The 15,148-nt window shown below is 46.0% G+C and carries 11 protein-coding genes and 1 riboswitch; of the genes, 3 read left to right on the plus strand and 8 right to left on the minus strand.

Features of this window, described 5'->3' with window-relative positions:
* A complete protein-coding gene (locus tag ACUUJN_RS06520; RefSeq protein ID WP_023987578.1) occupies positions 1-1,224 on the plus strand; it encodes an ABC transporter permease in 1,224 nt (407 codons plus the stop codon).
* Between the two features lie 96 nt (positions 1,225-1,320).
* Here the strand turns inward: ACUUJN_RS06520 and ACUUJN_RS06525 are convergent, their stop codons facing one another.
* A complete protein-coding gene (locus tag ACUUJN_RS06525; protein ID WP_023987579.1) occupies positions 1,321-3,918 on the minus strand; it encodes a glycine betaine ABC transporter substrate-binding protein in 2,598 nt (865 codons plus the stop codon).
* Positions 3,893-5,116, minus strand: a complete 1,224-nt coding sequence (locus ACUUJN_RS06530) for a quaternary amine ABC transporter ATP-binding protein (protein WP_028543061.1) — start codon at positions 5,114-5,116, stop codon at positions 3,893-3,895. Before ACUUJN_RS06530 ends, ACUUJN_RS06525 begins: the two co-directional genes overlap by 26 nt.
* 514 nt (positions 5,117-5,630) lie before the next feature.
* Here ACUUJN_RS06530 and ACUUJN_RS06535 point away from each other — a divergent pair.
* Together ACUUJN_RS06535 and ACUUJN_RS06540 are read left to right on the plus strand one after the other, a co-directional pair.
* Positions 5,631-6,194 (plus strand): GbsR/MarR family transcriptional regulator, encoded by a 564-nt coding sequence (locus tag ACUUJN_RS06535; protein WP_023987581.1) that lies wholly within the window; start codon positions 5,631-5,633, stop codon positions 6,192-6,194.
* A gap of 153 nt (positions 6,195-6,347) precedes the next feature.
* Entirely contained in the window at positions 6,348-7,829 is a 1,482-nt protein-coding gene (locus tag ACUUJN_RS06540; RefSeq protein ID WP_076294987.1) for a carboxylesterase/lipase family protein, read from the plus strand.
* Between the two features lie 145 nt (positions 7,830-7,974).
* Here ACUUJN_RS06540 and ACUUJN_RS06545 read toward each other — a convergent pair whose 3' ends face one another.
* The 6 genes from ACUUJN_RS06545 to ACUUJN_RS06570 all read right to left on the minus strand — a co-directional run bounded on the left by ACUUJN_RS06545 (position 7,975) and on the right by ACUUJN_RS06570 (position 15,005).
* The gene (locus tag ACUUJN_RS06545; RefSeq protein WP_053324890.1) at positions 7,975-10,005 is read right to left on the minus strand and encodes a methyl-accepting chemotaxis protein; all 2,031 of its coding nucleotides are present in this window, start codon (positions 10,003-10,005) and stop codon (positions 7,975-7,977) included.
* A 240-nt stretch (positions 10,006-10,245) separates the two neighbouring features.
* Entirely contained in the window at positions 10,246-11,193 is a 948-nt protein-coding gene (locus ACUUJN_RS06550) for a DMT family transporter (protein ID WP_484669417.1), read from the minus strand.
* Between the two features lie 172 nt (positions 11,194-11,365).
* A riboswitch (FMN riboswitch) is annotated at positions 11,366-11,510 on the minus strand.
* A 121-nt stretch (positions 11,511-11,631) separates the two neighbouring features.
* Complete coding sequence (locus ACUUJN_RS06555; protein ID WP_069080825.1) at positions 11,632-12,327, minus strand: ABC transporter permease; 696 nt, start codon at positions 12,325-12,327, stop codon at positions 11,632-11,634.
* Positions 12,320-13,243, minus strand: a complete 924-nt coding sequence (locus ACUUJN_RS06560) for an ABC transporter ATP-binding protein (RefSeq protein WP_053324891.1) — start codon at positions 13,241-13,243, stop codon at positions 12,320-12,322. The genes ACUUJN_RS06555 and ACUUJN_RS06560 overlap by 8 nt, the downstream gene beginning before the upstream one ends.
* A gap of 108 nt (positions 13,244-13,351) precedes the next feature.
* Positions 13,352-14,296, minus strand: coding sequence for a sensor histidine kinase (locus tag ACUUJN_RS06565; protein WP_053324892.1), 945 nt, complete (start codon positions 14,294-14,296; stop codon positions 13,352-13,354).
* A 1-nt stretch (position 14,297) separates the two neighbouring features.
* Positions 14,298-15,005: a response regulator transcription factor gene (locus ACUUJN_RS06570; protein ID WP_023987588.1), complete on the minus strand. Its 708-nt coding sequence runs from the start codon at positions 15,003-15,005 to the stop codon at positions 14,298-14,300.
* Positions 15,006-15,148 lie beyond the last annotated feature (143 nt).

Below are 15,148 nucleotides of genomic sequence, written 5' to 3' on the forward strand. Positions count from 1 at the left end.
ATGCAGGATTCACAGGAAAGACTTCGTATCCGCGATGTGTTTCGCGAGGAATGGCTGAGCATCTTCCGGGACCGCCGCTTTATGGCTATTCTGCTGATTACGCCGATTGTGTATACGATACTATTTGGCTTCCTGTATTCACATCAGCGGATTACCGAGATGCCTGTCACAGTGTACGACGGAGATAATTCGCAGCTCAGTCGCCAGATCATTCAGGCGTTTGATTCGACCGATTCATTTGCCGTTACACGGCAAGCGACCAATCAGGAAGATGTTGTCCGTCAGGTAGAGACCGGGGAAGCTAAGGTCGGAATCGTCATTCCCGACAACTTTACGACTCGGCTTAAGCATGGGGAAAATCCACCCGTGCTCACGCTGATTGACGGCAGTAATATGATGTATTCCAACAGCGCCAGTCGGATTGCGAATCAGGTTATTAGCAGTGTGAGTGCCGGAGTATCGGTCAATTCCATGAAGCAAAAGGGAATGAACTCCGATCAGGCTGCCGCGACGCTGACTACCATCCCGTTCCGGTCCAGAGTGTTGTTTAACCCGGTATATGATTATAAACTTTTCATGCCATTAGGGGTTATTTCTGCGGCTCTCCAGCAGTGTTTGCTGCTTGGTATTGCGTTGTCTTGCACGCGTGATAAGGAAGCAGGGACTTGGGGGAGATTTGGTGCATGGAGAAATACCCCTTGGCGTATGGCTATTGCCAAACTGGCACCGTATTATGCAGCGGGAGCTTTCAATGTGCTGACTGTATTCAGTATCAGCGCTTTATGCTTCGATATTCCGTTTAGGGGACAGGTATTACCGTTGATTTTAGTGTCGCTGGCCTTTAACTTTGCACTGTGCGGGTTAGGATTCCTATTCAGTCTCTTTTCCAAGACTAGAGTGGATGCGACCCAAACCCTGATGTTGATTGCTGTTCCTTCCTTTATGCTATCAGGCTATACGTGGCCATTAGAGGCAATGCCCGGCTTCTTGCGGGGGCTTGCTGAAATATTGCCACTGACGTATTACCTGGATGCTGTACGGAATATCACGCTCAAAGGACTGGATATCACATACATCTTCAAAGATATGATTGCCTTGGGCGTCATTGGTTGTGTGAGTCTGCTGGTGTCCTTCGCGATCTATCCGTTATTCTTTAGACAGCACCAGACGACAGGGCAGCATGCCGATGTGCCCGCTCAAGAAGGATTCACGCTAAAAGGCTGAGAGCAACTTTAAATATGGATATCATAAAAAGTCAGATCAGGATTAAATCCTGATCTGACTTTCGCTTATTCGTATGGTTTAAAAGTGGAAAAAATATTATTGCGGCGGCTTAAGATCCTCGATAGAATCAATCGGCACATAGGATGGAACGACAAGCCCGGACATAACGCCAGTCATGCTGGTTCCGATGTCATCCACCTTATCCTTGTATTGAGCCCAATAATCAGCATGCGTCAATGGAAGCCAAGCGGCAGCAGTAGCATCTACACTTCCGCCGGCCACGCCAGTCCACATTGGGCCGATTTCCACTTGCAGGGCTGTTACTTTATAGCCCAATTTTTGTTCCAATACATATTTCAATACGTTCGTACTGGCAATTTCAGAATCCCAAGCAGCGTAGCTCAGCTTCAAAGGATCACCGTTGACGGGCTGTAGGCCCTTGATCCATTCCTGAACCTTGTCAGGATGTTTATCAGCCCAGTTCTTGGCAGCCTGTTGTGGGGCAGTACCGTCCTGAATCGCGATCATCACTTCACCCATATCTTCAGCAGTCCACTTAAATCTGCTTAGAAATTCATAAGCCACTGGAGCATCCTGCTTCAAGCCTTTGCGGGCGATGGTATGAATTTCTTCCTTATCACCGTACGCTTTTTTAGGATCTTTCAAGTATTTTAAATCATATTTATTAAACATCCAGTGAGGAGTCCAACCTGTTACGACGATAGGCTGCTTGGCTTTGATAGCTTTATCCAGTGTAGCGGTCATAGCAGCTCCAGAGCTTTCAAGCAGCTTCCAGTCGGATAAGCCATAGTCATTCATAGCTTTAGCGGTCAGCTTCATTAGTCCGGCTCCAGGGTCGGTACCGACAATGCGGTAGCCGACCTCTTTGCCAAAGTCCCCAGTTGTGGCGGAAGCCGGAGCCGCTTCGGCTCCGTTATCCTGCAAATCAGTAATCGATTTAACATCCATGTAAGCTGGAACGACTAATCCGGTTTTAACACCACTCATATTAGCCCCAAGATCGTCGAGCTTATCCTTGTATTTAGCCCAGTAATCCGCGTGGGTTAACGGCAGCCATGCCGCAGGTGAAGCATCTACATCACCACTAGCGACACCCGTCCACATAGGACCTGCTTCCACTTGCAGTGCGGTTACTTTATAACCTAGTTTGTTTTCCAAAATATATTTCAGCAAATTCGTGCTGGCAATTTCAGAATCCCAAGCCACATAACTTAGCTTGAAGGTGTCACCATTGACAGGTTGCAGTCCTTGAGTCCATTCCTGAACCTTGTCGGCATGTTTCTCCGCCCAATCCTTGGCAGCTTGCTCAGGACTGGTTCCGGCTTGAATGGCGACCATCATTTCACCCATATCTTCTGGTGTCCATTTGAAACGTTTCAGAAACTCATAAGCGATAGGAGCATCCTGTTGCAATCCTTTACGGGCAATCGTATGAATACCCTCGGCTTCACCATAAGACTTCTTAGGGTCTTCCAAATATTTGAGATCATACTTGTTGAACATCCAGTGTGGAGTCCAACCTGTAATAATGATCGGTTTTTTCGCTTTAATGGCTTTGTCCAGTGTGGCCGTCATGGCTGCACCGGAACCTTCAACGAGCTTCCAATCAGACAAATTGTAGTCTTGAATTGCTTTGGCAGTCGATTTCATAATGCCTGCCCCGGCATCAATACCGATAATTTTGTAACCGACTTCTTCGCCAACCGGGTTGGCAGCAGCGTTACCTTTGCCAGATGCGGAATGATCCGTACCAACAAAATATTGAGATGCACCAGCGATCAAAATGACAGCTGTAACTGCAGAAGTAATCCATACTTTTTGCTTGCTGGATACGCGGCTTTTGCCTTTTTGCGTAGGTTTAAACAGGTTTTGCGTAAAACGGTCAAGCACAATAGCCAGAACGACAACAGCTAGGCCGGCTTCAAAACCTTTACCGATTTGCAGCTGTGTCACAGCACGGTACACAACAGCACCGATGCCTTCTGCACCGATCATGGAAGCAATAACAACCATGGACAGTGACAGCATGATCGTCTGGTTAATACCAGCCATTAAGGTAGGCAAAGCCAGTGGAAGCTGAACTTTGAACAGCTTTTGCGCAGATGTTGAACCGAAAGCGTCTGATGCTTCGATCAGCTCACCCGATACTTGCATAATCCCCAAGTTGGTCATACGAATGGTTGGGGGGATAGCAAAGATAACAGAAGCGATAACACCTGGTACAACACCTAGGCTGAAAAAGGTAACCGCTGGGAGCAAGTACACGAACGCAGGCATCGTCTGCATAAAATCAAGTAAAGGCGTGATAATGCGTGATGCGGATTTACTGTATGCACACCAGATCCCGATGGGAATCCCGATAACAATGGATACGAGCGCAGACGTGATGACCAGTCCCAGCGTATTCATTGTTTCACTCCAATAGCCGAGATTATCAATTAGCAGGAAGCCGATGACAGTAAACAGCGTAAGCTGAACCCGCCCGATCATAAAGGCGATAATCCCGATAATCACGATGAACACCAGAGGGTGCGGAAGCATGAACAGGCCTGAGAAAAAGCCTACTACAGCTTCTATAATGGAAGAAATAACATTAAACAATCCAGCCAGATGAATACCCATCCAGTCGACAATGGATTGAATCCACTCAGCGATTGGCAGTTTCGGTATCATGGGCATTCACCTCCTTCATAGTGGTAACATCTCCACCAAGTGCGCCGAGCAATGCTCCACGGACGATAACGCCCAGTAGCTTCTGCTTATCATCGACTACAGCCAGCGGCACTTTGGACGAGCTTGTAATTTCAAACAAATCATTAATGACAGTCTCGGCAGGAACCTGCGGTCCGTCAGTGATCAAAATATCTTCAATCTTCAAATTGTTGCGCAGTGCATGCACAGCATCCTCGGCGTTAATAACACCCAGTAGCTTTTTGGTGCGGTCAATGACGAACAAATTGGAAATCCCACGCTCCCGCATCAATTCCAGAGCCACACGCGGACCACGATCCATGGTAATGGTTTCTGGACGAAGCATGACATGAGCAGCCGTCAATACCTTGGACAGATCCACATCCTCGACGAAGCGGGCTACATAAGAGTTAGCCGGTTGGATCATAATTTCTTCCGGTGTACCGATTTGTACGACCGCACCGTCTCGCATCAATGCAATCCGGTCACCAATCCGCAACGCTTCATCCAGATCATGGGTGATAAACACAATTGTTTTCTTCATTTTATCTTGAAGCTCCAACAGCTCATCCTGCATGTCACGGCGAATGAGAGGGTCCAATGCACTGAACGCTTCATCCATCAGGAGCACTTCAGGGTCATTAGCCAGCGCCCGTGCCAGACCGACACGCTGCTGCATACCGCCACTCAATTCATCGGGCATTTTATCGCCCCAGTTTTTAAGACCAACTAGTTCCAGCGCTTGTTGCGCTTTTTCCTGACGCTGTGCTTTTTCTACCTTTTGAATTTCAAGACCATATTCTACATTTTCTAGTACAGTCCGATGTGGGAACAGGGCGAATTTTTGAAAAACCATGCTGATGGTTTTACGACGAACTTCACGAAGTTGTTCTTTGTTCATCTTACGGAGATCTTTGCCGTGGACCAGAATTTCACCGGAGGTAGGCTCAATCAAGCGATTTAGCATTCGCACCAAAGTGGACTTGCCACTGCCCGATAGACCCATAATTACGAAAATTTCACCTTGCTTAATTTCCATGTTGGCCTTATTGACACCAACAGTAATCTGTTTTTCTTTGGCCAACTTTTCCTTGCCCCAGCCTTGCTCCAGGAGCGGAACACCTTGCTCTGCGTGAGGACCAAAGAGTTTGCTGACATTTTTGACTTCCAAAATCGTCATACATACACCTCTTCTTTCTATACTTTGCTTGGTATTAACCCCATGTTGCATTAAGGATTGAGTATAAAAATCATAATTCTGAACATCCTGAACGGTTAATGACAAAATTAATTGTAACAGAAGCATTGCTTACATTTCAAACAAAAAAACTGTTCATAAAGTACGTACAGAAAAAACTGTACAAAGTTTCCTTTGATATGCTCCTTCGTTCTATAGAATGCTCAAACATTCGGAACTTTACAACCGATAGTGCTTTTTTTAAAATAGACAATGAAATATAACCATAAGAAAAAGATTTATGTATATCCATAATTTTAAAAGTTTACTATCATTAGCAATTTTGCGAATTATGATTTTGAACGATCCATGCTGTTGTAATATAGACAGAAGCTTTGTTTTTGAAACATTTCATTTATATTGAAAGATTTCATACATTGCGTCAAAGCTAATCTTTTACGGGTAAATCGTTCATACTAAGTTGTGCAAAATGCTCTAAAATTAGGAGGTTGCAAGCATGAGCTTGTACCAGTTAGGTGATGAGCAGCAGGCTTCGCTGCAAAAAATTCGCAAACGTGTTATAGAAGCTATAGGTAAAAACATGGACCTGTATGGGATCACTTTGTCTGCGGGGCATTTATACGGTTTGCTTTTTTTTGCGGATAAACCGATGACGCTGGACGAGATGGGCCGTGAAATGGAAATGAGCAAAACGAGCATGAGTACAGGAGTTCGAACATTATTGGATCTGAAAATGGTAAATAAGGTATGGAGCAAGGGCTCACGCAAAGACTTGTATGAAGTCGAATATGACTGGCATCAAACCTTCACTGACTTCTTCGCTATTAAATGGAGAAAAGCGGTAGAAACAAATTTACTGGTGCTGCGCAAAGCCATAGATGAGCTGGACAGATTGATGAATCAGGGTGAAGAGTACGAGGAATTTAAGGCGATTCTTCAGCAAGACCGATTGAAAATGAAGCAGGCCGTCGCTTATTATAAGTGGCTAGACCGACTAATTGACTCTATGGAAAGCGAAGAAATTTACAAGCTGATTCCCAAAGAAGAAGTTCGGGATTAATCGTTATTTCCCTATCTTGTTTATAAAAATGCCGGAGCGCAAAAGTGCTTCCGGTATTTTTTGGTTTGGCCGTGTGCAAAGGGTATAATAGAGATATGTAAAGATTGATATTATACCGTTGTGTTGAAGATACGAAATAAAGGAGGCTTCATGATGGAGAGTATTACAGTACATACTCGTTTAGGTCAATTACGTGGGGAAACGGGGAATGGATATCATGTATGGAAAGGTATCCCATATGCACAGCCTCCTGTTGGAAAACTACGTTTTCACGCGCCCCAGCCTTTGGAGTCTTGGGAGGGTGTACGGGCTGCGACGAGTTTTGGGCCAATCTGTCCGCAACCTATGCCATCCGCTGAAAGCATGACTGGAAATCTGGTGGAACCGCCTAAGCAGTCAGAGGATTGCTTATACCTGAACGTTTGGACACCTGCTTCGAAGGCACCTGAGAAGGGACGCCCGGTGATGGTGTGGATTCATGGCGGTGCCTTTGTCACGGGGTCCGGGATTATACCTTTATATGACGGGGAACGCATGGCGAAGAGTGGCGATGTTGTGGTTGTTACGATCAATTATCGATTAGGGCCGTTAGGATTTTTGCATCTGACTCCAAAGGGAGATGGCCTGACCTCTAATGCGGGACTGCTGGATCAGATCGCTGCGCTGGAATGGGTTAGGGATCACATCTCTGCCTTTGGCGGTAACTCGGACGAAGTAACGGTGTTCGGTGAATCGGCAGGGGCGATGAGTATTGCCGCTTTATTGGCGATGCCAGCAGCTGAGGGACTGTTCCAGCGTGCGATTTTGCAGAGTGGTGCGTCGCAGGTATTGTCAACTTCACAGGCTGAACAAGTGACGGCTGTGTATCTGCAGCAGCTGGGTGTGGACACTCAGCATCCAGAACGGTTGTTTACGCTGCCGACAGATGCGCTGATGCTAGCTATGGCGAAGACGCATGAAGTCATCGGACCAGGGATGGCGATGATCTATCAACCTGTCGTGGACGGTGTGACCTTGCCAGATGTACCGCTGTCTGCAATCGCGCAAGGTTCAGCAAAGCAGGTATCCGTTTTGATTGGAACGAACTTGCATGAGGGGGCCTATTTCATCCGAAAAGAATCCCATCTAATGAACAAGTCAACAGCGAGTCAGGCATTGGAGATGATGACGGGCATGTCAGACATCGGCGACCTGATAGAACCATTTCCGGTTACGATTGAGGGACAGGCGCAAATGTTGACTGATCTATTTTTTTGGCGTCCTGCGTTGGCTCTTGCTGTTGCGCAGTCGGCGCATACGCCTGTATGGATGTATCGTTTTGATTGGACATTGCCGGGGCATCCTACCTTTGGACAAGCGGTTCACGGTGCCGAAATTGCGTTTGTTTTCGATAATCTGGAGCTGCTAGGTAAGCTTGGATTAGAGATTCAACCGTCGATGCAGAAGCTGGCTCAAGCTATGCAGCAGGCATGGGTTGCTTTTGCACGTGATGGGAAGCCTGTGCTGTCGGAGGCGGCTTGGCCAATGTACGACAGGGAAGAGCGGACTACAGCTATTTTCCATCAGGATATTAAGGTAGAGCACGACCCCGAAGGAGATAGACGCCGTCAGTTAATCGGTCAGATGACCCTATAAGTAGACAAGAGAGAGAGCATCCTAAGAACTCTAATGTAAAAAGCCTTCGCCCGTAATTTGTATACGGACGAAGGCTTTTGTTAGTCATAAGATGTATTGCTGTTCATTCTTACTTGCATGAAATTGCAACGATGCAATGTGTAAGTTAAATCTTAAATCGCTTAACCAGCTGTTGCAAATCCTGCGCCATGTTGGACAACTCCTGAGACGAAGATGCGATTTCCTCCATGGCCGCCATTTGCTCCTGAGCGGCAGCAGATGTTGTCTGTGAACTGTCCGCTGAATTGCGAGACAGACTTGCCAAATGGGTGACAGTAGCGGAAACTTCCTCTGTACTGGCTGAGATTTGTTCAGCTGCAGCGGATACACTTTGAATTTGTTCCACGATATGAGATGTAGAGCGTTCAATATTCGTAAATGCACCTTCTGCATCTTGGCTAATACGTAATCCTTCACCTACCTGGTTACGAACATTACCGTTCATGGTAGCGGTGGAGCGTTGAATCAAATCGAGCATCTGAGTAATGATCTGACTGATGGAATCCGCGCTTTCCTTGGATTGCTCAGACAGCTTGCGTACCTCTATAGCGACTACGGCAAATCCACGCCCGGCTTCGCCTGCTCTGGAAGCTTCAATAGACGCGTTCAGAGACAACAAATTGGTTTGCTTGGCAATAGCGGCAATAGCTGTATTCATCTGCTTCGCATCGTCTGAGAGCTGGGATAGCTCATCCATCAGGCTAGCTGTTTGGCTTACAGCTTCCAGAATACGGTCCATTTGTGTCCGCACATGGCTGATCATTTGACTGCCTTGAGCCACATCATGCTCGGTTTGTCCTGCTGAATCCACGATGGAGCTTGCCGATTCGGCAATGGTGCTGACACCCTTCGCCATTTCTTCAACGGCATTAGCGGTTTGCTCGGACGCCTCGGCGCTGGTGGCTGCATTTTCCGCGGATTCCATAACCGTTTCCGCTACGTGTTGTACGGACTCCGTCGTTTGCTCTGTGCTTTCCTTGATCATCAGAGAAGAGGAAGCAAGTCGGGAGGACGTTTGATTGACCTCGGAAACCATCGTATGCAAGGAATGCGTCATCTGGTCAAAATTCTGTGCCAGTTCGCCGAACTCATCCTTGCTGGATAGATTAACACGTTCGGTCAGATTTCCGTCACGGACGATGCGTGTTCCTGCTTGCAGCTTGCGCAGCGGAATTAAGAACGAGCGGACCATAAGCACAATGATGATTGCAGCGGCAAGTATGGAAATGACAATCACAATCAGGCTTTGCTTCAGAATCGGTTGGGCTGCATCACTGTAATCCTCCAGATCCGACAGTGCGACAATGCTCCAACCGGTGAGAGGGTCCTTAAGTGTAAAGGCCAGCATATCTCGATTCATAAATTGAATTTGCGACATGGAAGGAGTATCATTTTCGACGGTTGTCGCCACTTCGGGAAGTCCCTCTATGGCGTCAGCAGGTTTTTTGCCTGCCTTGTTAAAGGCTGTTCCAGTCCCAGATACAACTTTATGTTCAGAATCAACAATAATGAGTCCTCCGCGTTCACCAATCTTGACAGACTGCAGACTTTCACCCATTTTGTCCAGATTCAAAGCCAATGAAACAGCTCCTTCACCGTCCTCCAGCGTTCCCGATATATTAACGACTAAATTCCCTGTCGTGACGCTGGCAACTGGAACACCGACGAATACCTTGCCCTTTTCCAGCATTGCATTTTTGTACCATTTTCTCTCCCGGGGGTCATAATCGTCCTCCTGTTTTTTCGGCGAACGTATGTATTGCCCTTTCGCATTGCCGAGAAGCGCGGCATCTAGCTCGGGATGAGCCTTGACGATGACATCCAACTTTTTCTGAAGGGCCTCTTGGTTGGTACCAATGGAATCAGATTTGATTTCAGTGGTAAGCACGTCCAGATCTTTCATAATGGGCGCTACATACTGATTGACATTGCTTCGGATCAGATACAGATTCGTATATACGGAACCGCCCATTTGCTGACTGAGTTGTGTCGTAGCCCCCTGATAGGAAAAGTACCCGATAAGTACGCTCGGAATCAATAACACAGCCAAAAAAGATATTATTAATCTTGTCCTCATTAAATAAAACTGCTTGAGAAACCTGTTCCACCACGGAACTGTTTGTTTTGTTTTAGTCATAGTTATTGCTCCTCTGTGTCTGATGATCACTACATTGTTTTATTCGACAGAAACCGACGAATTTTATAGATGTAATCTTTGAGAAACGAGGAATAATTGCATGTTTTAGACACTTTTTTCGGAAAATAGGTCTAAAGAACTATGATTTATATGAATACGAATACATAAAAAGCCAAATCAGAGATGCAAAAGCATCTTCACGATTTGGCTTGGGTGAGTCATGAAAGGGACATTGAACTGTTAATTTTTTTGCTGACGTGAAATCATAAAGAGCGTAATCCAGATGAGCATAAAACCAGTCAATTGCGCTACAGTGACAATTTGCTGAAATGCGATCCAGTTAATCACGACACCAACCATGGGGAAGCTTAATTCTGCCATCGTAGCATAAGACGCTTTGGTCGTACTTAAGCCTTTGTAATACAACAATAAGCTAAGAAGACCCGGAAGCAATGCCTGCAATAGCAGATTGATAATCACAGCTGCGCCCGCCCATGTACCGGCAGGCATATTCCATGGCGCATGCTCTACGGAGGTGAGGACAATCAGCAGAGGGAGCGCGACCATGAAGCGGAGGGAGGTTACCGTTTCATATTTCATTGAACGAAGCAAGTAACTTCCCATGACTGTCGAACCGCCCCACAGAACTGCTGCACCGAGTGCAAGTAGACTACCGACCTGGACAAAATCACGAACATGTCCGAAGGGGAGCGACCAACCGAAGGTCAGAAGATACGTCCCGAACAGAGCGACGACAATTAATAATCCAAAATGACGCGGCAACATTTCCTTCAAAATAATACGAGCTAGAATAATAGCGACCAAGGGTTGAAGCTTCTGGAGTAAGAGTACAGCATTCAAATCACCATTGCTGAGTGCCATGGTGAAAATTACGCTGGCCAGAGCCGAGCCACCCCACGAGACGAACAAAATAGCGAAAACTTGACGAAGCCGTACCGCTTTGAGCTCCTCACGATGCTTCCACAACATCGGTGTCAGAGCGAGGAAAAGCAGCACATGCTCCATTAGTACAATTTGTGTTGAAGTAAATGACTTTAACAAAATAATACGAAACAGCGGGTCTGCGCCCCACAAGGCTGCTCCAATTGCGACCAGCCAAAAACCATTTTTCATGTGGGAGCTACGATCAAAACCTTTGGATGTTAGTACAGTAGAAGATTGACTCATACTCAATTAGCTCCTTGCGAATACAGGACCGGTGGCACAAAAACCCCCGTCCATGGCGAAAGGCCATGCAAGACGGGGGTTGATCAAATAAACTTGCCGCTTTATGCAAGTTAAATGAAGTTACTGCAAAACCAATAACGCAGTATTCATCCACTTCGCGGCATGTTGATATTTCGATCTTCTTCCATCCGGACTTTACCGTCGGCTTTGGCATCTCACCAAATCAGTCCGTATCCTGTTGCCAGATACAGAGTCGCGGGCTTAGCTCCATGAGCCATACCGCCGGTTGGGAATCTCACCCTACCCCGAAGATCCTTATTCCGTTTTTAATTTCTCCTATAGGATATACCTGTTTTAGAATGAAGTCCAGTGAAAAATGTGTGTATATCGAACAATGATTTTCATCTGTTTTTTGAAAGCGCTCTACGAAATTACATATTACGAGGTAATATCCTTATACTCAATACGTCGAATCGCCGCATAAGCCACAAGCATTCCCAGTATAGAGAAGCCGATTTGCACGGGGGCTATGGAGCTAAGTGTAGCGCCGTTATTATTGGAGAAAAGCAATGCTACAATCAGGATTGAGGTCACAATGGTGGTGGGTACAGAGTATCTTCGCATCCCCATATACAGCGGAACCAGTCCCATAAAGCTGGCAGCAACGGCATTGATTAACGTCCGTGCTGATTGTTGCCCCAGTATGGAAAGAGTAAGGTTATCCGGTACAATCAAAACAAACTGGTTGAGCAGATGAATAGCAGCCGTAATGATTATTTCCGAAATAATAATGGACAAGAACGTGAACAGTAATACGACCAAGAGTTTGGCGATCATCAGCTTTTGACGATGAATCGGATACATGAACAAGATCGTAATCGATTTGGACTTAAATTCCCCGACGATAAAGCGGCATAGGAGAACGGAAGCAAACACAATAAATGTAGCTCTTACAAAATTGTCTATTAGATCCAATAGTTGAGTGTACTGTGTGAATTCAGGTATTCCTTCACTTTGACTTTCCAGCGCAATAACACAGAGCAGCCCAAGAATGCATGCATTGGCGATCAGGGCTGAACGGATATAACCCGTCAGATGGAATTTTTTCAGCTCCAACTGCATCAATTTAAGCATGGAGATCACCTCCGTTTAACAGGCGAAAAAAGTAGTCTTCCAGCGTGCTGCTTTTCTGATGAATGGAATCCACCTCTATATCATTTAAGATGAGCGTCTTCGTAATTTGTTTCTGCGGTACATTTGTATCGTAAATACGTATACTCTGTTCATTTATCACCTTTATATTATTCAGGCTCAAATGATGGGAGAGGACGTAGGCCGCCTTCTTACAATCGTTGGTCGTAAATTCGATGTATTCCGTATTGGTTTCCCGCACCTGCTCCATCGATACTTCCTCAATCAGTCGTCCGTGATTAATCACGCCTACCGTATCCGCAATCTGCTCTATTTCCGCTAAAATATGACTGGACACGAGCAGGGTCATCCCATATTCCTTGCATAGCATGTGGAATAGTTGGCGGATTTCCTTGATTCCCACTGGGTCCAGACCATTAATGGGTTCATCCAAAATGAGTAACTCTGGCTTAGTCGCAATAGCGCGCGCAATCCCGAGACGTTGTTTCATTCCTAGCGAAAAATCCTTTACCGGCTTGTCATCTACATTTCGCAAATTCACTAATTCCAGGGCATCCCGAACAGCCTGCTTATTATAGTAGCCCATATATTCACAATGAAGTTCGAGATTTTGCTGTGCCGTCAGCCTGTCATAAAAAATCGGGTATTCAATAATTGAACCCATCCGTCCGAGCAGATGATACGACTTCGGCGTTAATTTTTCACCGAATAATTCAATTTCACCCGATGTCGGCTTGAGCAGATTCGTAATCATTTTCATTATCGTCGTCTTGCCTGCCCCGTTAGGACCGAGAAAGCCATAGGTTTCTCCCTTGCGCACATTCATACTGACTCCCGCTACAAGTTCGTTGCCCTTCAGGGCCTTGGTCAACTGATGTGTACGTATTACGTAAGTCATGGGTGTTCTCCCTTCGTATACTGCTGATAATTCAAGGATAAAGGGCGAAATGTTCATTTTTCTTTCGTGATTCTTACAAATTTATTAAGTTGAGCATGTTTAGTTCGACTAATAGTTGATTTTCTTCAATGTAAAAGAGAAGACCGTCCGCTCATATGGTCTACTAGTTAATTGAATTTCTCCGTTCATCGCTTCAACCAGGCGTTTGGCAATCGTAAGGCCCAGTCCGCTGCCTTGTACCGCCTTATTGCGGGAGTCCTCCAGTGTGTACATGCGTTCAAAAACCTTGTCCTGCTCAGATTCCTGTATGCCTTTCCCACGATCCCATATCTCGATACACACCGTATCCTGCTGTTCCGATAGAGCCAGACCCAGCGTCCGTCCGTCTGCCCCGTAGCGAATGGCATTCGAGATCAGATTGTTCAGTACCCGCCCAATCGCTCCTTCGTTCCCCAAGGCATGAATGGGGTGCTCTGGGATCTCAATATGCACAGTAAACCCCTGTGCGGTCAGCAGGTCATAAAACTCCAAAATACTGCGTCTGCACAGTTCTCCCACTTCTAGTCGAGTCAACGGAATATCCGTATCATTAGCCTCCAGCTTCGCCAAGCTAAAAAAGCTGCCGATCAGCTCAATCGCCTCGCTTGTCTTTTGATGAATTTTGGATAGCAGCTTTATACGTTCTTCTGGCAAAATAGTCGGATCGCCATCCAGCATCTCGGCATATCCAAGCACAACCGTAAGCGGGGTCTTGAGATCGTGGGAAATGTTCGAAATCATTTTGCGCATAGCGATTTGGCTACGGTTGTAATCTGCAGACACTCTGAGATTCAAGTCCAGTAGTCGGTTAATTTCCGTCATGAGTCGTTGCAGTTCAACGTCACCTGTGACATATAGCAGCTTTTCCGCATGGTTCACCGTCACAATCCGCTCTAGTAGGGTTCGGATATCCTTTATTTTGCGCTTATAGGCCATACGCTCCCGCCAAAACCATACTATAACGACTGACATGATGAGACCGACAATCCATTCAGAAATGTTTTCGATGTTCATATCAGCCATTCTCCCATTTGTAGCCAATGCCCCATAGCGTTTTAATGTGGACAGGATGAGAGGGATCTTCTTCGATTTTCTCACGTAGGCGGCGAATATGGACGTTAATCACGTTCTCGTCGCCCATATAATCGTCTTTCCAAATAAATCCGTATAATTGTGCTTTTGTAAATACCCGATTCGGATTGGCTACAAACAGCTTCAAAATATCGGACTCTTTGGCTGTTAGCTGAATTTCATTTTCATTGCGTATGACTGTAAAATGATCAAAATCAATGCGCAGACTGCCGTAGGTCAAAACTTGTGCTTGCGGCTGTTCCTCCTGCTGTTGCTGACGGGCATATGTAGTAGATCTGCGGATCGCGGACTGAATACGAGCGGTCATTTCCAGCATTGAAAAAGGTTTGGCAACATAATCGTCTGCCCCAAAGCCCAGTCCAAGCGCTTTATCCACATCGCTGTCCTTGGCTGACATAATCAGAATAGGTACGGCGCTGTGGGTACGGATTCGGCGGATCACCTCCATACCGTCCACCTTCGGCATCATCAAATCCACCAGTACCAGATCATAGGTATGACGTTCAAAGGCAAGAAGCCCCTCTTCCCCGTCATAGGCAGTGGTTAGACTGTATCCTTCCTTAGTGAGTGCTTTGAGTAGCATTTCGGCAATAGATAGATCGTCTTCAATAAGTAAAATATGTTGTGACATAGGTGTGGAACACCCCTAATTTTTAGATTAAGCTCGCGTGACGAACTGTACCTGAATTATATAGAGCAGTGGAGGGGATTTCCATAAAAAATATCCAAAGGGAAAATTAATGTGTCTGGTAATATATCATTCCCCTATATTAT

The organism is Paenibacillus sp. LRG-1, from assembly GCF_057220305.1.